Origin of the sequence: Desulfotalea psychrophila LSv54 (genome assembly GCF_000025945.1) — a bacterium.
In the GTDB taxonomy this organism is placed as follows: Bacteria; Desulfobacterota; Desulfobulbia; order Desulfobulbales; family Desulfocapsaceae; genus Desulfotalea; species Desulfotalea psychrophila.
The window spans coordinates 1835409-1853234 of record NC_006138.1; the positions used below are offsets into that span (position 1 = coordinate 1835409).

Annotated in this window: 15 protein-coding genes and 1 pseudogene; 4 read left to right on the forward strand and 12 right to left on the reverse strand. The window is 48.1% G+C overall.

The window, feature by feature from the left end; all coding sequences use genetic code 11:
* The first annotated feature begins 21 nt into the window (after window positions 1-21).
* Window positions 22-1923, forward strand: coding sequence for a molecular chaperone DnaK (gene dnaK, locus DP_RS08345; RefSeq protein WP_011188884.1), 1902 nt, complete (start codon window positions 22-24; stop codon window positions 1921-1923).
* A 129-nt stretch (window positions 1924-2052) separates the two neighbouring features.
* Window positions 2053-3018, forward strand: a complete 966-nt coding sequence (trpS, locus tag DP_RS08350; protein ID WP_041277801.1) for a tryptophan--tRNA ligase — start codon at window positions 2053-2055, stop codon at window positions 3016-3018.
* A gap of 129 nt (window positions 3019-3147) precedes the next feature.
* Here trpS and DP_RS18965 read toward each other — a convergent pair whose 3' ends face one another.
* From DP_RS18965 to DP_RS08365, 3 genes are all read right to left on the reverse strand, one after another.
* Window positions 3148-4116: a peptidylprolyl isomerase gene (locus DP_RS18965; RefSeq protein WP_049785041.1), complete on the reverse strand. Its 969-nt coding sequence runs from the start codon at window positions 4114-4116 to the stop codon at window positions 3148-3150.
* Between the two features lie 170 nt (window positions 4117-4286).
* Window positions 4287-5486: an FprA family A-type flavoprotein gene (locus tag DP_RS08360; RefSeq protein WP_322740881.1), complete on the reverse strand. Its 1200-nt coding sequence runs from the start codon at window positions 5484-5486 to the stop codon at window positions 4287-4289.
* Between the two features lie 168 nt (window positions 5487-5654).
* Window positions 5655-6857: an FprA family A-type flavoprotein gene (locus DP_RS08365; protein WP_011188888.1), complete on the reverse strand. Its 1203-nt coding sequence runs from the start codon at window positions 6855-6857 to the stop codon at window positions 5655-5657.
* A gap of 239 nt (window positions 6858-7096) precedes the next feature.
* Here DP_RS08365 and DP_RS08370 point away from each other — a divergent pair, with 239 nt between their 5' ends.
* Window positions 7097-7321, forward strand: a complete 225-nt coding sequence (locus DP_RS08370; protein WP_011188889.1) for a ferredoxin — start codon at window positions 7097-7099, stop codon at window positions 7319-7321.
* Window positions 7322-7497: 176 nt separating this feature from the next.
* Here DP_RS08370 and DP_RS16795 read toward each other — a convergent pair whose 3' ends face one another.
* From DP_RS16795 to DP_RS16810, 5 genes and pseudogenes are all read right to left on the reverse strand, one after another.
* On the reverse strand, window positions 7498-9234 hold the full coding sequence (locus DP_RS16795; RefSeq protein WP_049785042.1) for a VTT domain-containing protein: 1737 nt from the start codon (window positions 9232-9234) through the stop codon (window positions 7498-7500).
* Between the two features lie 31 nt (window positions 9235-9265).
* Entirely contained in the window at window positions 9266-9937 is a 672-nt protein-coding gene (locus DP_RS08380; RefSeq protein WP_011188891.1) for a TVP38/TMEM64 family protein, read from the reverse strand.
* Window positions 9938-10863: 926 nt separating this feature from the next.
* On the reverse strand, window positions 10864-11340 hold the full coding sequence (locus tag DP_RS08390; protein WP_011188893.1) for a methyltransferase domain-containing protein: 477 nt from the start codon (window positions 11338-11340) through the stop codon (window positions 10864-10866).
* A 299-nt stretch (window positions 11341-11639) separates the two neighbouring features.
* Window positions 11640-12402, reverse strand: a pseudogene (locus DP_RS19165) (HAD family hydrolase).
* A gap of 23 nt (window positions 12403-12425) precedes the next feature.
* Window positions 12426-13202 (reverse strand): class I SAM-dependent methyltransferase, encoded by a 777-nt coding sequence (locus DP_RS16810; protein ID WP_011188896.1) that lies wholly within the window; start codon window positions 13200-13202, stop codon window positions 12426-12428.
* A gap of 159 nt (window positions 13203-13361) precedes the next feature.
* On the opposite strand from DP_RS16810, the gene DP_RS08405 reads away from it, so the two are divergent.
* Window positions 13362-13913, forward strand: a complete 552-nt coding sequence (locus DP_RS08405) for an NADH peroxidase (protein WP_041277804.1) — start codon at window positions 13362-13364, stop codon at window positions 13911-13913.
* Window positions 13914-14680: 767 nt separating this feature from the next.
* Here DP_RS08405 and DP_RS08410 read toward each other — a convergent pair.
* The 4 genes from DP_RS08410 to DP_RS08425 are packed head-to-tail and all read right to left on the reverse strand — an operon-like array spanning window position 14681 to window position 17571.
* Window positions 14681-15079, reverse strand: coding sequence for a hypothetical protein (locus tag DP_RS08410; protein ID WP_011188898.1), 399 nt, complete (start codon window positions 15077-15079; stop codon window positions 14681-14683).
* 14 nt (window positions 15080-15093) lie between these two features.
* Window positions 15094-15684: a flagellar export chaperone FliS gene (fliS, locus tag DP_RS08415; RefSeq protein ID WP_083818954.1), complete on the reverse strand. Its 591-nt coding sequence runs from the start codon at window positions 15682-15684 to the stop codon at window positions 15094-15096.
* 40 nt (window positions 15685-15724) lie between these two features.
* Entirely contained in the window at window positions 15725-17182 is a 1458-nt protein-coding gene (fliD, locus tag DP_RS08420; RefSeq protein WP_011188900.1) for a flagellar filament capping protein FliD, read from the reverse strand.
* A gap of 35 nt (window positions 17183-17217) precedes the next feature.
* Window positions 17218-17571 (reverse strand): flagellar protein FlaG, encoded by a 354-nt coding sequence (locus DP_RS08425; protein WP_011188901.1) that lies wholly within the window; start codon window positions 17569-17571, stop codon window positions 17218-17220.
* Between the last annotated feature and the right edge of the window lie 255 nt (window positions 17572-17826).

A 17826-nucleotide genomic window follows, 5' to 3' on the forward strand; every position in this document is an offset into this window, starting at 1 on the left:
GATATATAGGAGAAAAAAACGATGGGAAAGATTATCGGAATCGATCTGGGAACCACTAACTCTTGTGTTTCCGTAATGGAAGGTGGCGAGCCGAAGGTTATTGCCAACGTAGAGGGAAATAGAACAACTCCTTCCGTTGTCGCATTTGCGGATAATGATGAGCGTCTGGTAGGTATGATCGCTAAGCGTCAGGCTGTAACAAATCCTGAGCGTACCGTCTATGCAGCAAAAAGACTTATCGGTCGTAAGTTCACCGACGCTGAAGTTCAGCGCTCCCAAGAGGTAAGCCCTTTTGATATAGTAGAAGGCATCAGTGGTAGTGTTGCCATACAAGTTGAGGGTCATAAATATCGCCCAGCCGAGATCTCGGCCATGGTACTTGGTAAGATGAAGCAGACCGCCGAGGAGTATCTTGGCGAAGAGGTAACCGAGGCTGTTGTTACCGTACCTGCATATTTCAATGATTCACAGCGTCAGGCAACCAAGGATGCAGGTAAGATTGCAGGGCTTGATGTAAAACGTATTATCAACGAGCCAACTGCGGCTTCTCTTGCCTACGGCCTTGATAAGAAGGTTGAAGAAAAGATTGCGGTATTCGATCTTGGTGGCGGTACCTTTGATGTATCCGTTCTCGAAATCGGTGATGGTGTTTTCGAAGTAAAATCAACCAACGGTGATACTTTCCTTGGTGGTGAAGATTTCGATATGCGTATTGTTCATTGGCTTGCCGACGAGTTCAAACGCGAGCAGGGAATTGATCTTCGTAGCGACAAAATGGCCCTTCAGCGTCTTAAGGAAGAGGCTGAGAAGGCAAAAATGGAGCTTTCTACCACCGTAGAGACCGACATTAACCTGCCATTTATCACCGCTGATGCAAGCGGTCCTAAGCATTTGAACATTAAGCTGAGCCGTTCAAAATTCGAAACATTGGTAGAAGATCTTGTTGAGCGTACCGTAGGTCCATGTAAGACCGCTCTTAAAGATGCTGGCCTTTCTGCTTCTCAAATCGACGAGGTTATCCTTGTTGGTGGTATGAGCCGTATGCCAATGGTTCAGAAGAAGGTTGTGGAAATTTTTGGTAAAGAGCCACACAAGGGAGTTAATCCCGATGAGGTTGTAGCCATTGGTGCTGCAATTCAGGGTGGAGTTCTTCAGGGTGATGTAAAAGACGTTCTTCTTCTCGATGTAACGCCTCTTTCTCTTGGTATTGAAACCCTTGGTGGTGTAACCACTAAGCTTATCGAGAAAAACACCACCGTTCCAACCAAGAAGAGCCAGGTATTCTCTACTGCAGCTGACAATCAGCCAGCAGTTTCTATCCACGTGCTCCAAGGTGAGCGTGAGATGGCAGAGGGTAATAAGACCATTGGTCGTTTTGAGCTTGCCGATATTCCAACGGCACCTCGCGGTGTACCTCAGATCGAGGTGACCTTTGACCTTGATGCAAACGGTATTCTCAACGTATCTGCAAAGGATATGGGAACCGGCAAAGAGCAGTCTATTAAGATTACCGCCTCTTCCGGACTTACCGATGAAGAGATCGATCGTATGACCAAGGACGCCGAGCTCCACGCCGATGAAGATAAGAAGCGTAAAGAGTTGGTTGAAGCTCGTAACTCTGCAGATGGTTTGATCCACTCCACCGAGAAGACCCTTAAGGATCTTGGCGATAAGGTAGATGCTGAAACCAAAGAGAACGTAGAGAAAGAGATTGCAAACGTAAAGACCGCACTCGAAGGCGATGATGTTGAGGCAATTAAGGCAGCTATTGAGGCCCTTACTGCCGCTTCTCATAAGCTTGCCGAGCTTATGTATCAGCAAGCATCTCAGGAAACCCCTGGTGATGGCGATGCTGGTGCTGCTGGTGCAAAGAAAAAAGATGATGATGACGTTGTTGATGCAGACTACGAAGAAGTGAAGTAATACTTTTTTCATCGGCTTGAAAAGGGGAGTGGGGATATATTCCTTACTCCCCCTTTTTTTTATTTTCGGTTATGATACTATGCATAGAAACTTGACTGCTTACAATTATTAAATTTAGTGAAAGAGATTATGAAAATATTATCTGGAATACAACCCTCTGGCCAGCTTCATATTGGTAATTATTTTGGTATGATGCAAACAATGATAGATCAGATGGAGAGCTCTGATCTCCATGTCTTCATTGTGGATTATCATGCCCTGACAAGTGTCCGTGATCCGAAGGTCCTGGCTAAGGGTACCCTGGAGGCGGCGGCAGATTTTCTTGCCCTTGGTCTTGATCCCGACAAATGTACCTTTTGGGTGCAGTCGGATGTGCCGGCGGTATGTGAACTTATGTGGCTGCTTTCCGTGTTGACGCCCATGGGTCTGGTAGAGCGTTGTCATTCCTATAAGGATAAGGTTGCCAAGGGTATTCAGGCAAGTCATGGTCTCTTCTCGTATCCGGTTTTGATGGCAGCAGATATTCTTCTCTATCAGGCAGACATTGTACCGGTAGGTAAGGATCAGAAACAGCATCTTGAGTTTGCCCGTGATCTTGCTCAAAAATTTAATAATGAGTACGGCGAGACCTTTACCATTCCAGAGCCGGGTATCAGCAAGCATACAGCCACTATTCCGGGGCTTGATGGCCAGAAAATGTCAAAATCCTATGGCAATACTATTCCCATATTTTCTGAGGGCAAGCCTCTGAAGAAACGGGTTATGGCCATTGAGACCGATGCTAAGGGAATTGAAGAGCCTAAGGATCCTGATAGCTGTAATCTCTATCAACTGCTTAAGCTTTTTGCCACTCCGGATCGCCTTGCTGAAATTCGTGGTCTCTATGTTAACGGTGGCGCAGCCTATGGTTATCTTAAGCTTGAACTTCTTGACCTGCTCAACGATAAATTTGGCGCTGCCCGTCAGAAAAAGGCAGAGTATCTTGCCGATCCGGCAGAGCTTCGTCGCATTTTGGCGAAGGGTGCTGAAAAGGCCCGGGCCAAGGCAGCTGTGACCATTGATTTGGTACGGGAGAGGGTTGGCATCAAATATTAAAGCTAGCTCTTAAGCTCTTGTTCTGTAGAGAAGGCCTTGCAGGGGAGTTGATTTGAGGCTTGAGCGGGAGAGTTGACAAAAAAAAGGCCGTCTCCAAGGAGACGGCCTTTTTTATGCGACTATGGGAGCCTATTTAAAATCAACAAGCTCAACATCAAATACCATGGTGGCATTGGCAGGGATTGGACCACGACCTGCAGCACCATAACCAAGCTTGGCCGGGATGATCAGGACGCGTTTCTCGCCTTTTGTCATGGAGAGAAGGGCTTCGTCCCAACCTGAGATAACCTGGCCACGGCCAACTGGGAAATCGATGGGCTGACCACGATCAACGGAGCTGTCAAACTTGGTTCCGTCAAGAAGCTTACCTGTGTAGTGAACGGTAACAACATCGCCCACATTTGGGGTCGCCTCGCCTTCACCTGCTTCAACTACGACATACTGCAGGCCGGAATCGGTGGTGATGGCAGCTGGCCATTGCTCTTTGATCTGGTTTAAAGAGGCTTCCATTGACTGAAGCTCTTTCTCTTTTTGGCGGCTATCTATGGAGCCAAGAAGGTCGTCAAATGCAGCCTGATCAGATTTGAATGCCTCAGCCTTTGCACCTACGCGAATGATGGTGATAGATTCGAGGGCATCTTTGCCTTCAATCTTATCCACAACATCCTGACCTTCTACAACACGACCAAAAACAGTGTGCTTGCCGTCAAGCCATGGGGTAGCAACGTGGGTGATGAAGAACTGGCTACCGTTGGTGCCAGGTCCCGCGTTTGCCATGGAGAGAACGCCTGGAGCATCGTGGGTAAGGGTTGAATCAAATTCATCGGGGAAGTTATAACCCGGGCCGCCGGTACCGGTGCCAAGTGGACAACCACCTTGAATCATGAAATTAGGGATTACTCTGTGAAAGGTAAGACCGTCATAAAAACGAGCGCCTTTTTTACCAGATCCGCCACCGAGTTCTTTGGTGCCCTCTGCAAGACCTACAAAGTTTGCTACGGTAAGGGGGGTTTTTTCAAATTCAAGACTACAAATAATAACGCCCTTGCTGGTGTTAAACTGGGCGTAGAGACCATCTTTAAGATTAGAATTTGCCATTCCTTCTCCTCCAAATAATAGTAAAAATATTAGTGTAATAAGTAACTGCCGCGATACTCTATGCATATTTTCTCCGTTTGCAAGATATGAAAAAAGGAAAGCTCTTTTTTATACTTTTTTCCCCGTGGAGGTTAAAAGAAATACTCTTCCTTTCTTGGCTTCTCAGCAATTTATTTATCCGCTTTGGTGGCTCGGCCAATATGACGGCCGTATTCTACACACTCTTTCAGTTGTTCCTCATGGGGGACGTATTTTATGCGCAAGCCATCGTCGATACGCTTAATCTTCATCTCATCCATCATGGTGTTCAGTTGTTTGACGGCCTCTCCACCCCAGCCGTAGGAACCAAAGGCTGCACCTATTTTTTTTCGGGGTTTAAGTCCTTTCATATACATCAAAAAACTTGCCAAACTGGGCATGATGGCGTTATTGATGGTGGCACTTCCCAGGACGATGGTGCTTGCCGTAAGCAGCCTTTGCATAATGTCACCGCGATGACACTCTTTCAGGCTCATGAGGCGGGCGGGTACATTTTCCTCTTCTATACCCTGGGCGATAGCCTTTGCCATCATCTCCGTTGATTTCCATTTAGTATCATAGACAATGATGGCTTCGGGGTGCTGTTCCTGTTGGCTCCATCTGCGGTATCCCTCAAGAATCTCATCCTGTTGTTGCCGCCAGATAATACCATGGTCGGGGGCAATGAGGCGAAGATCCAGCTCCATCTTTTCCATGGTTTTGAGCAGCTTTTGCACAAGAGGTGAGAGAAGGGTGAGAGTGGTCGCATAAAAATGTTCCGCTGCATTTATGGCCTTGCCCGCCTCAAGTTCATCGTCAAATCGCTCCTCGGTGGCGATATGTTGGCCGAAGGCATCGTTGGAAAAGAGGATTCCGTCTTCCTTAAGATAGGAGAACATGGAGTCCGGCCAGTGGAGCATACGGGTTTCAATAAATTGAACACTGCGACTGCCGAGGGAGAGCTCTGTTCCTGTTTTTACCACCTGATAGGGCCAGTCTGTACGGTGATAATGAGCTATGATGGCCCGTTTGCCCATTTCCGAGCAGAAGAGCTTTTCGGGTTTGATAGCCTCCATGATCTCCGGCAGGGAGCTGGAGTGATCGGGTTCTACATGATTGACAATCAGGTAATCGATATCTGCAGGATCAATGATCTGTTTTATATGGTTAAAGAGTTGGTCGCGATGAGAGTGCTTAACCCCGTCTACCAGGGTGATTTTCTCGTCGATTATCAGGTAGGCATTGTAGCTGGTACCGGTATATCCGCTTGATGCTGGGATATCCCAGTCAATGGCGCCGACCCAGTAAATTCCTTTGGCAAGTTCGTTATTCTTGATATTTTGGCCTGCTATTGGCTAATGTCTCATGGTGCAGTTACCATTTTTATTATCTAACTGCCATCATAATCCCTCCACCTGCCCGCATGACGCTATCCCTAGGGGGTAGTTGCTTTTTCTAACAGCTGATAACTGACACCTCCCCCGCACGCCTTCCTAGCCCGGGGGAGGTGGGAGGAGGGCCTATTTTCCCTCTTCACTCGCGAGGATGCTCCGGCCAAGTTCACGACCATATTCACGACACTGGTCAAGGCTCTCCTCGGTGGGAACATATTTGAGGCGCAGACCATCATTTATCCGCTCTATTTTCATCTCATCCATTATGGTGTTGAGTTGGGCCACTGCCTCGCCGCTCCAACCATAGGAGCCAAAGGCCGCCCCCAACTTTCTCGCCGGTTTCAGTCCCTTCATATAGCTCAAAAGCCCTGCCATACGAGGCAGGATGCCGTTGTTCAGGGTTGGGCTGCCAAGGATGAGGGCCCGGGCATCAAGCACTTTTGTTACCACATCACTGCGGTGATGAACCTGCATATTGATAAGCTCTGCCGGTACACCCTCCTCTTCAAGTCCTATGGAGATGGACTTGGCCATCTCCTCGGTGGAGTGCCACATGCTGTCGTAGATTATCAGAGCCCTGTTAGAATGTTCCTGATTGCTCCATTTCTCGTAGGCGGCAAGGATTTTATCCTGGTGGCTACGCCAGATAAGGCCGTGGTCCGGGGCGATTATTTTTAAATCCAGGTCCATTTCTTTGATGGTGCGCAGCAACTTTCTTATCAGCGGGGAGAAGAGATTGAGGATGTTAGCATAGTATTTAGCGCTCTCCTGCATGATTTCGTCCAACTCAAGTTCATCGTCAAAACGTTCTGTACTGGCAAGATGTTGGCCAAAGGCGTCGCTGGTGAAGAGGATGCCATCTTCCTGTAGGTAGGAAAACATGGAGTCGGGCCAATGCAGCATTCGTGTTTCCAGAAACTGAACGGTGCGGGCCCCGAGGGAAATTTCATCGCCGGATTTTACTATATGGTAGGGCCAGTCTTCCCTATGAAAGTGGGCGATCAGTGCCTTTTCTCCCATGGGTGAGCAGATGAGCTTTTCAGGTTGGACGATCTCCATCATCTTCGGTAGGGAGCCAGAGTGATCGAGTTCTACGTGGTTAACGACAATATAGTCAATCTCCTTTGGATCAATTATTTTTCCTATATTGTAGAGCAGTTGATCCATGTGGGAATGTTTCACGGTGTCAAAGAGGGTCACCTTTTCATCGATGACTAAAAAAGAGTTATAGGTTGATCCCCTATAGGTGGAGTATCCGTGAAAATCCCGTACGTCCCAGTCAACTGCTCCTACCCAATATATGCCCTTGGCAAGTTTATTCTTATTCATAGCGTTAATACCTTATAAGTTCTTTGAATTTTGCTGTTTGTTCTTAATTCTCTATTGCTTATACTAAACAATATGGGGCTTTAAGACTAGCAGGTTTTGCCAGGAGATATTTTCCCCCAGCCTGATTGTATTCTTTTCGACTATTTGCTAAGAAAAATAAGTATTTCCTTAGAAGTTCTTTTGTAGTAATGATTATCATTAACTGTTTAACAATAATAAAATTTAATGCAAGGATTATTGTGAAAGAGAAGAGTGAGAGCTGTGGACTGTGGTTTCAGTTTCCGGTGATAGATCTTGGTCTATGCAGTGAGTGCCTTGGCTGCATCGAAATTGCGCCGAATATTTTTGTCTATAATTATGACCTTGGTATGATGGAGGTGATTGAACAGGAGAGCTATGATCGACAGCTGGTTGATGAGGCCATGAAGAACTGTCCAAAAAAATGTATTAGCTGGGAGTGCTAGTGCTTTGTAGAGCTTTAGATATCGTAAATATTGTTGAGCCATTTTGGTGCGCTGCAAGGCACGAATGAAGGAGCATAGCAGCGCTATGTGACCGAATGAGAAACGAAGTCAGCGCGAGAAAAGGGCAAACAATATACGGTGGATAAAGTTTTACAGAGCACTAGGCAGGGTAAGGGTTATTTTGATCTTGCCAGGAGTTTTTTTCTTCCCAGGATAGAGATGACGCTCAGAGAGAGCATAAGGCCTGCACCGACAAAAAAGAGGGGGCCCATTTCTCCACTGAGGAGTGCTGGCAGTGAGTTAGAAAAGAGAATAAAGGCTGTACAGGCAGGTAGGATACCGAGGATGGTTGCCAGTAGATAGTGGTGGAAGCGAATGCCGGAGAGTCCGAGGGCATAGTTGAGCGGGGTAAAGGGAAAGAGTGGGATCAGTCGTAGGGCAAAGACTATTTTCCAACCATGTTTTTCGATCATGGACTCGAGTTGTTCCCCTTGTCCTTTTCTAAAGAGACCTTTCATTTTGTTCTGTAGCCAATTCCCGGCGATGTATCTTGATACCAGAAAGGAGAGCGCCGCTCCAAGGCTTGCCCCTGTCATGGCATAGATGATACCCCATACATGGCCATAGAGGAGGCCTGCCACCATAACAAAGGGGAAGGCCGGCAGAAAGCATACGGGAACCAGAGCCATAATGCTGATATAGAGCAGGGGGGAAAGGTTCTGCATGTGCAGGATGAGTAGCTCAAGGTGTTCCTTTTGCAGGAAATTGTCTACTCCCTTGACCCTGAGGGTACAGGCGAGAGAGATGATGGTGATCAGTAGCGCGGCCTTAGCCCATGGGGTCTTGCTTGCTGTTGCGTGGTCTTTTTCTAAGCGTTTTTTAAGTAAGAAACGATGCAGATAGGTGAATGGAAAGGCTGTCTTTTGTTCTTTACCTGTGGCACAGCCCTCTTCGTCAAAGAGGATATCCAGCAGGTGGACGGTGGAAAAGTTCTTGCCGAGGCTGACTGAGCAACCTGCACAGTAGGTAATGATCTTTTCCCCGCCTGCCTCTCTTTCTCTCTTCTGCCAACTCTCACGAAACCTGGGGGCAAGGCAGCTTACAGCTCCGCCCTCCCCGCAACAGATGGTCTTCTCCTTGCTATGAACGCTCTCTTTAATTTTCATGTTTTTGGGAAGTATTTCGCGCACAGCATTCTGTATCTCCACTGAAAAACGGGTGCTGCAGGCATCGTGGATGGAAAATGTCTGAGAAAAATTTCCCTTACAGATGGGGGGGGACTCCCTGAGCTCTTCATAGATGGAAATGGTGTCGAAGCCCTGCCCATACTCTTTAAAGATACGGTAACAGCTCGGGCAGGCGGTGATGATTTTCTTGATGCCCTCTTCTCTGAGACGGCTTAAAAGTCGTTCGAGGGAGGAGGTAAAAAGGTCCTGTTTACCAAGATCGTGGGACGGCTTATGGCAACAGGCGAGGATAATACCAATGCTGGGATCTCTCTCTTGCAGGAAGTGGTAGGCTCGTTCGGTAACCCTGTCCCGGGTGGCGGCAAGGGCGCATCCGGGGAAGAATATGGTGGAACACCCCTGCGGCAGATGCTCCAGACGAAGAAGCTTGCTGTCGCCCCAATTTTCGTAGGCAAGAATGCCCCTATGGGCAGGATTACCACCCTCTTTTTTTTGCACATCTTCTCGCATGGCAAGCACTGCCGCCGGCATATCCAGAGAGCAGGGACAGACTGCTTGGCAGAGTCCGCACATATTACAGAGAAAGGGGTCTACTCCATCTTTCCCCTCTTGTAGATAGGCCGTGCAAATTTCACCCGGAGTGCCTTTTTCCTGAAGAAAGAGACACTCTTTGAGGCAGATTTTACATTCTATGCAGTGGTTGGCAATATCTTCTATTTTTTTCATGGAGAGTAGTAATGACAGAATTATCTGCCTCTTAGAGAGGGTTTGCCGTTTTTCTGTCTCGGTAAATTTTGCGTAGGAGCAGAGCCAGGACAGAGAAGGCAAAGAGGATAAAGAGGGCGGTGACAAAGGTCTTTGCCCCCCCCGTAAGCATCTCTCCTGCATAGGAATAGACCAGGGTCGCCGGAAGTTGGCCGATACCCGTTGCCCAGAGGAACTGCCAGAAGCTCATGGAGGTGAGTCCTGCCGCGTAGCTGACAATATCAAAGGAGACAAAGGGCAGGAGGCGGGCGATGAGGATGGCATATTTGCCATGTCTTTCAAAAAAACCGTCCACTCCTTTCAGGGCCTCTTTTGAGGTCAGTTTTTCCACCATCTCTCGTCCTAGAAAACGGGCAATCCAGAAGCAGAGCAGGGCACCTGCCATGGCGCTTACCCAAGAGAGAATGGCTCCGTAGACCCAACCGAAGAGGGTGGCATTGGCAAAGGTAATGAGAAAGGCGGGCAGGGGGGCGATAATGGATTGAAAGATCATCAGGAGAAAGGAGACAATCGGTGCCCAGGGGCCAAAGCTAAGTATATAGCCTTTAATAGAGTCAAGGTCGTATATACTGAAGAGAAAGAAGACCTGCTCAATGCTCTGCCAGAAGGGGATGCACAGCAGGGTAATTATGGCGATAAAAATCAGTGGTTTGAATATCTTCATCTTTTTTTTTCAGGCTAATGTTTTGGGCATGTTGATACATGCCGTAAATAACCTGCTGAACATATTGAGATGGGAGGGGAAAGTCCAATACTTATCTGCTATGTGGGAACGTGGACATATAGGGAATGCCTATGGCATGGCTCTGGGCAAAGGTAGAGACGTCGATTTATCGCGTCTCATCTGCGTTGCCGGCTACACCAGAGACGCGATAAATTACCCCACGGGTTTGTGAAATGGGTGATGTGGTGGGGGCGCAACACAAACCATCCATCAGGGTAATGCGTTAGGCGTTGCTTTTCTAAAATGAGGTTGGCACTCGAAAAACTGTCTCTGGTGCACACCCACCCCAGAGCACCCATCACCAAGGGGAGGAGTTAGGTATTGCTCTATTGAACCACAATATGTCACTTGCAGCACATGAAAAACTAAATAGATTTTTGAGAGCAAACGGGGGCTACAGGATTTAATAGCGCCCGATTCAACAACGGGTTTTGTCATGAAAAATGGAGCTGGCCTTAAGGCACCTCCCCTTCTCGGAGGGGGAGGAGGGAGGGGGAGTGCCAGCCCACCCACATAGCCACAACTGCCCTCTGCCCCTATCCTAAAAAAGGGCTTTGTCCAAATGTAGAGACGTCGACTCATCTGCGTTGCCGGTTACACCGGAGACGCGATAAATCACCCCACGGGTTTGTGAAATGGGTGATCTTCAAGCAGTGGTTAACTGTTTTTTCTGATAGCTGATAGCTGATAGCTGATAGCTGATAGCTGATAGCTGATAGCTGTTATTTGTCAGCCTGGGCACTAAAGAGGGCACCGGCGGTGTAGGCAGAGGTCGTCACCCCTGTATCCCCGACATAGCAAATGTTACAAAATCCCGCTTCAAGCATATACTCTATTTGGTCTCCTACAGAGACCGCGCCGCCTATTCAGTTTGACCAGGCGGCTGCTCCCTTCATCTCCGTGGGCAGTTTTTTCCGCAGAACAATATCAGCAAACTGTAGCTTTCCTTGTGGCTTGAGTACGCGAAACACCTCGGCGAAGAGGAGTGTCTTTTGCAAGGAGAGGTTGAATACGCCATTGGAGATGACCAGATCAAAGGAGTTATCGGCAAAGGGCAAGACCTCATCTTTGCTGGTCAGAGCCCGGCAGTTCTTCAGGCCCAGCCTCTTAAAATTGTTATTTGCCAGCTTTACCATCTCCGCATTGAGATCCACTCCGTAGATCTTTGCCGTCTTGCCCAGGGTCTTGCTGGCAATAATCATATCCAGACCACTACCACAACCAATGTCGAGGAGGCTCTTGTTTTTGGATGTGTCCGGCAGAAAAGGATTTCCCACCCCGCAAAAAGAGTCGATAATCTCCTTTGGCAGTTCCTGATAAAGAGTCTCGTTGTAGTCGTGCAACAGTAGCCCGGCCCCTCCCGTAGGGTAGGAGAAAAATCCTTCAGGTGATTTTAGGGCAACCTTGGTGAATTTTTCCTGGATACTGGCCTGAATATCAGCTCTCTCCTGTGTCGCGAGAGTCTTTTGTTGTTTTTCCTGGTTCGGATAAGGTTCATGACTCCTGCTTCCAGCAGGAACTATTGTCGGGCTTCAACCAGATGAACATGTATTGATTGGCATCATATCTCTCTAAAAGGTTTTGCCCCAGCACACCTCTCTCGCCAAGGGGAGGTTTGGTAGAGACGTCGATTTATCGCGTCTCATTTGCACTGGAGGGTATATCGGAGACGCGATAAATTACCCCACGGGTTTGTAAATGGGGTGATCTTGAAGCAGTGGTTAACTGTTTTTTCTGACAGCTGATAGCTCCGCGCGGCCTTAAAAGGCACGCAAAAAAGCTTCGTCAACCTGATCAAGATCTGTGATGAGCCGATCTGCCTGGCAAAAATCATGGTCCTTGGTGTAGGCGTTGGGGGGATGGCAATGCCCACCATTCCGGCATTCTTTGCCGCCAGCAGGCCGGGGCCGGAATCTTCAAAGGCCATGGCCTTTGCTGGTACTACTCCGAGCCTGGCACAGCTTGTTAGATAAATTTCGGGATGGGGTTTTCGTTCACTGACCATATCTCCACCGATGATCTCTTGAAAATATTTCAGTATCCATGACCTCAAGGATTTTACGCACCTCCTTTTCATGGGAGGAGGAGGCGAGGGCCAGAATCTTTCGTCGTAAAACCGCTCTAAAATTTCTCTGGCTCCCTGGCAGAGGCTGATTTGGGGAATAAGCCCCTATATAAACATCCTGTTTCTCCCTTATCAGATCCGTCTGAGATATTTGCCAGTTGCGGCTGCTGATATAGTCTGTTGCCACCTTTTCGTTGCTGGTGCCAATATAGGTCTCGAAGAGATCAAAGGTAAAGGGGCCTGCTCCATGCTTTTCCAGAATCTCCTTCCAGGCCATAAAATGGAGCTCTTCGCTATTTACCAGGGTGCCATCAAGGTCAAAGACCAGGGCTTCTATCATGTCGAATCCTCTTTAAATCGTGTTTACTGGGGACGAAGTACGGCAAGCACCCGTCCACTTTCCGTGTCTGCCTCTTTAAGTGTATAGTTATTGTAGACCTTTTCCACAGAAAAACCACAGGACCCTATGATCTGGCGCCACTCCTCTTCTCGCAGGGCATTGATTCTGAAAACCCTTCGTTGATCTGAATTGTGCCCACCCCGAATTCGCAGTCGATACCTCTCCTCGATCTCGATAAGGCCCTCTTCTGGCAGGTGGTGACGGATAATCTCCTTGACCAGACGCTCATCCCCCATATCAAAGATCTGAAACTGAAAGGTCTTCCCCTGTTGGAAAAGCGTCGACTCCTCCCTGAGGACGGCAAACTCTGCCAAAAAAACACCCCCTGCAAGCAGATGCCCATGCACAGAGCGGAGACATTTTTTGATGTCTTCTATCTCTGTCAGCAGATTAAGGACATTGTAGGGGGCAATGATGGCCGGAAAGCTGTCCAGCTGGAGCTGACGAATATCCATGCAATGTGTCTTCAGCTGGGGGCTCATCTCTCCTGCTCGCTTCAGCATGGAGGGGGAGAGATCCACCCCCGTTAGTTGCCATCCAGACTTTATCAGCGGCTGACTGAGCCTGCCTGCACCGCAGCCCAGTTCAAGTACTCTGCCCTTCGCGGGCAGATGTTTTTCATAAAAGGCCAGATCCTCTTTGAACTGGCCCATCTCTAGTTGGTAAAAGGCCGTATAGCTCTCTTCGTCCAGTTCAGTAAACTGGTCTTCGGGCTCGTCATCATAGCTGTCATAGATCATTGTATTATCTTGTAAGTGGGTGTTTCTTGATTAAGTGGTCTTTGTCGTGACAATAAAAAAGCTAAAAAACGATGAAAAATGCTTGCACAAAAAAAACGATTCCTGTAACTTAGGGTCAAGTTAATAATGATTATCAAATATAAATATAGGAGAAGTACAATGCAAAAATATGTATGCACTATCTGTGGTTATGTTCATGAAGGTGATTCCGCCCCTGTAAAATGTCCCCAGTGTAACGCACCGGCGGCAAAGTTTAAAGTACAAGACGCAAGTGCAGGACTTGCCTGGGCCGATGAGCATGTAATTGGCCTTGCAGAGGGTGTTGATCAGGAGATAGTTGAAGCTCTTCGTGCTAACTTTACCGGTGAGTGTACCGAGGTTGGTATGTACCTTGCCATGAGTCGTCAGGCAGATCGTGAAGGTTTTCCTGAAGTTGCAGAGGCATATAAGCGTATTGCCTTTGAAGAGGCAGATCACGCAGCAAAATTTGCCGAGCTTCTCGGTGAAGTGGTGAGCAGCAGCACTAAGGCCAACCTCGAAGCTCGTCTTGCCGCAGAGCACGGTGCCTGTGAGGGTAAGAAGATTCTTGCCACCCGCGCCAAGGAACTGAATTACGACGCCATCCACGATACCGTTCACGAGATGTGTAAGGACGAAGCTCGTCATGGTCAGGCCTTTGCCGGTCTGCTCAAGCGCTATTTTAAAGGCTAGTCTGCTTCATCCTTAGCCCGTGTCATTTAAAAGGGTCGATATCCTCTCAACCCTTGACATAAAAAAAGAGCATTTTCAAAGAGATCTTCATCTCCTGAAAATGCTCTTTTTGTTTCATGGGATAAAATTGATCGTATCTCTGGACGATGCAGTTGGCGCCGGTTTTCCCAAAATTAATCGGAAAAAATTTGCTTAAGGTTGGTATTGCTTCTGAGAAGCACCCCACCCAGCCTCCCCTCACCAAGTATTAGTATCTACACATCTTGCCAGAAGCCAGTAAATCAAAGAGTTTCACCGATGTTTCTTGGCGCTTAATCATAAAATGAGAGAGCTACATTAACTTCGGAAAATTCTCCCCTTGGTAAGGGAGGTCCGGGGTTTGTTAAAAATCTCGGCAAATAAGCCAAGCATCATTTAGGCAGGGCCTTTTTGCTTACGCCAACTCTCCCCATGGCCCCGCTGATGATCCCCAGAGCCCCCTTGCCAAGGGCAAGAGCTCTTGCAAGGCTGCACCAGTTTCTCTATTTTCCCTCAACCCCCATTCATACGGGTATTGCAGAGCTTGTGTAGATATCAATGTTTAGTAAGGGGAGGAGTGGTAGAGGCAAGGTCAGCTCAACAGATAATTACGAAGAATCGGGCTGGATCGGAAGAAGAATCGGGCGGGGTCGAAAAGAAAATGAGGCTGGATCTAATCAGCCACCACCTTCTTTCCTCTACCCGTTCGCCTGGCGCTGGTTTCTCCAAAATTGATCGGAAAAGATTTGCTAACGGCTGCTATTGATAAGTCGTCCTGCCTTTTTGCCGCTGATCTGGGACTGGCTATATCCGGTAAGGGCAACCCGGCTCTCACCCATGCAGCGCATATTGTTCTTGAGCAGGGCCTGACTGTTTCTGGCTGCGGCAGTGATCTTTTTATTATGCTCAATAAGACGGGCAAGTATTTCATGAGCTTCATCAAGCTGATATGTTTCCTCTCTGGAAACAGTCTTATCCTTGATCTCCTCGGTGAGTTCAATAATATGATTCTGCAGGCGGAGATGCTTTTCAGAGTTCTTTTCGAGTTCATCCACCGTCATGGTGGCAACCTGTTCTATCAAAAGGAGAGCAAGCTCTTCGGCCTGCCGACCATATTTAATAAGCTGGCTGATAGGGGATTCTTCCATTGGCGCACCTCCTCTTAACGGGAAACAGAGAGCGGAGTGTAGCTCTCTGGCATCTGGGTAGGCTTGGCATAAGCACTTGTCGCAGATTTTGCAGGCTTAGGAGCATTGCCATAGGCGGCCATTCCAGCCCTGCCATGGGCGACCGCAGGTGTGGTGGCAATGGATGGTCGTTGGACACCACTATTTTTCCCGGCAGCAGGGATCTTCACCCCCCGTCCTTCTCGCAGTTCCTGATTATTCTTTTCCACAGCCTCGCCCCAGGTACCCCGCAGATCCACCAATAGGGCTTCCACACTCTCTAATTTTTCTAGATCTGGCTTGATGGTGGCATCGTTCAGCTCCCTGATCATAAAGGCGTAGAGTGCATCGAGATCCTCGGCGATCTTGCCACCCTCTTCATGGTTCAGGGTATTGGAAAATTCGGTGACAATGGCCATGGTCTTATTAATTCCATAGCGCATCTCGGTGATATCATTTTCAGCAAGGCCGCCCTTGGCTCGACGTAGAAAACGAATAGCTCCGTCATAGAGCATCAGGAGAATTTGTTCCGGTGAGGCTGTTTCGATCTGGTTTCGCTGATACTGATCCATCTTCTGTAGGCTCATAACTTCTTCCTTTCTATATTTCACCCCTAAGGAGCTTTTGCTATTTGCTCGTGCTATCGGTGAGATACTGGCTTATATAGCTGCTTTGGCTATTCATCTTGCTCACCAACAGCTCAAGGGCAGTAAACTGGGCCCGATAACGTTTTTCTATGCTTTCAAGCTGGGTTTTCTGGTTGGCAATCTGCTTGTCTATTCGTTTGCCCGTAGCCTTATAGTGGCCTTTCTTTTCAGCATAGACCCCTCGGGTAGCGGAGGTCTGTTCAAGGAGTTTGCTGTTCAGCTTGTCCATGAGCCCATCTTTGCTGGCATCGCCTGCAAAGAGAGTAACAACATCGCCATAGTTCTCATCAAGAGCCTTGTCCAGCTTGGTCTTGTTGACCAGCAAGGTGCCGTCTCTTTGGGTTTTAATACCAATTTCACTGAGAATATTGAACTTGCTGGAATTATCAGCACTCTCACCGAGGATACTCTGCAACTCTCTCTTGGCCTTGTTCAGGGTGGGGTCACCCCGTAAGAGATTACTGAGTTTTTTTGATTTTTGTCCTGCCGCGGCTTCTTTTTCTGCGTCGCTACTGCTGGCGTCGATCTTCTTATCGTTCTCTGCCTTATATTCATAACCAGAAACAATCCAGTCCATGGCCTTATTATAGGCCGAGACAAAACCTTCGATCTTCTCTTTCAGAGAATCGCTGTTGGCCGTGAGTTCAACCACGGTGGTGGCATAGACTGCAGGCGTATCACCGTCTGCTGGGCTGATCACCTTGCTTACCTCGTTCAGGTTCAGGGTCAGTCCGCCAACAACGCCTTTTAGAGTGTTGCTGTTGCTCTGTATTTCAATACCATCCACATAGGCAATGGACTGTTGGGCAACGCTGGTGCGTGTATTGGCAAAATCCACGGTCTCCCCCTCAGCGCCCTTCACCTTCAGGTCGGTGCTAATGGTAAAGTCCGTGGAGGCATCTTTTCCGGCAAAGACCAGATGGTAATTATCCGTCTCCTTGCCATCGTTGATGATGGAGGCGGTCACCCCCGTCTTATCAGCCACGGAGTTGATGGCCTCCAGCATCCCATCAAGGTTGGTTTTATCGCCATCAAAGACGATTTTGGTATCGTTAATGGTAAGATGACCATTGCTGAACATGGCCTCGCTCTGGCTGGAGACACCAGCTGTGACGTTTTTTTGTACCTGGGCCAGCTGGGTAACGGCAACATTGTAGCTGCCCGTTGCCGCCCCGCTAGAGCTTGCCGACAGGGTGTCTTCGTTACTGAGCTTTACATCGGTTGTCCGCACATCGGAGGTGAGATGCATGGCAGAGACGGATTCCCGTAACTCATCCAGCAGATCGTTATACTCTTCATAGGCCTCAAGGTGAGTGGCGTCGTTGGTTTTTTGTTTTTCCAGACGGTCAAGGGGTTTACTCTCAGCCTTCATCAGACCAGCGATTAAATCCTCGGTGGGCAGTCCCGTTGCCAAACCGCCAAAACTAATATCTCCCATAACCTTACTCCCTCAAGTGACTGATTCGTGATGAATTATTTTTTTGTGTCGATGATATTTCCCTGTAGGCCGGCAAGTTGTTTTCTTAAATTCAAGATCTCCTCGCTGGGAACCTGCCGCAGTACTTCATCGGTCTTGGCATCAAGAATCTTTATAACCATAGAGTTAGAATCGACATTTTTTTCAAAACGAACGCTATAGAGACCATCTTCGGTGATGGACTTGATCTGATCGAGGAGTTCTTCGGGTTGCAGATCCTTCTGCTCATCGGCATCTGCCTGGGCCAGATCACTCTTTTCCTGGGCACGACGTTTAAGATCAATCTCATCTGCGGGGCGCAGACTGTTTTGGTTGGAATTTCCTTGGATGGTGCTGCTGTCAACAATCATTTCATTCTCCCTTGAGTAAACAAAAACAGGGGTATAGAAAAACTATACCCCTGAACTGTACCATCAATGACGTCCCCCTCTAGTGAGGCCAAGAGGCCTCCAAAGGAGGGGGCTTGAAAAATTGTGCTTTTCAATAAAGGTCGAGGCAGACGAAAAATTTTACCAGAGGTGTATATGTAATACCGGAGTCTACGCTTACCTCCGATATTAAATTTTTCGCCTAACAAAGAGATTTGCAGAAAAGGCTATTTTTCA

Coding starts and splice junctions, on each gene's coding strand:
- dnaK (WP_011188884.1), top strand. CDS start 22: ATGGGAAAGATTATCGGAATCGATCTGGGAACCACTAACTCTTGTGTT.
- trpS (WP_041277801.1), top strand. CDS start 2,053: ATGAAAATATTATCTGGAATACAACCCTCTGGCCAGCTTCATATTGGT.
- DP_RS18965 (WP_049785041.1), bottom strand. CDS start 4,116: ATGGCAAATTCTAATCTTAAAGATGGTCTCTACGCCCAGTTTAACACC.
- DP_RS08365 (WP_011188888.1), bottom strand. CDS start 6,857: ATGAATAAGAATAAACTTGCCAAGGGCATATATTGGGTAGGAGCAGTT.
- DP_RS16795 (WP_049785042.1), bottom strand. CDS start 9,234: ATGAAAAAAATAGAAGATATTGCCAACCACTGCATAGAATGTAAAATC.
- DP_RS08380 (WP_011188891.1), bottom strand. CDS start 9,937: ATGAAGATATTCAAACCACTGATTTTTATCGCCATAATTACCCTGCTG.
- DP_RS16810 (WP_011188896.1), bottom strand. CDS start 13,202: ATGATCTATGACAGCTATGATGACGAGCCCGAAGACCAGTTTACTGAA.
- DP_RS08405 (WP_041277804.1), top strand. CDS start 13,362: ATGCAAAAATATGTATGCACTATCTGTGGTTATGTTCATGAAGGTGAT.
- DP_RS08410 (WP_011188898.1), bottom strand. CDS start 15,079: ATGGAAGAATCCCCTATCAGCCAGCTTATTAAATATGGTCGGCAGGCC.
- fliS (WP_083818954.1), bottom strand. CDS start 15,684: ATGAGCCTACAGAAGATGGATCAGTATCAGCGAAACCAGATCGAAACA.
- fliD (WP_011188900.1), bottom strand. CDS start 17,182: ATGGGAGATATTAGTTTTGGCGGTTTGGCAACGGGACTGCCCACCGAG.
- DP_RS08425 (WP_011188901.1), bottom strand. CDS start 17,571: ATGATTGTTGACAGCAGCACCATCCAAGGAAATTCCAACCAAAACAGT.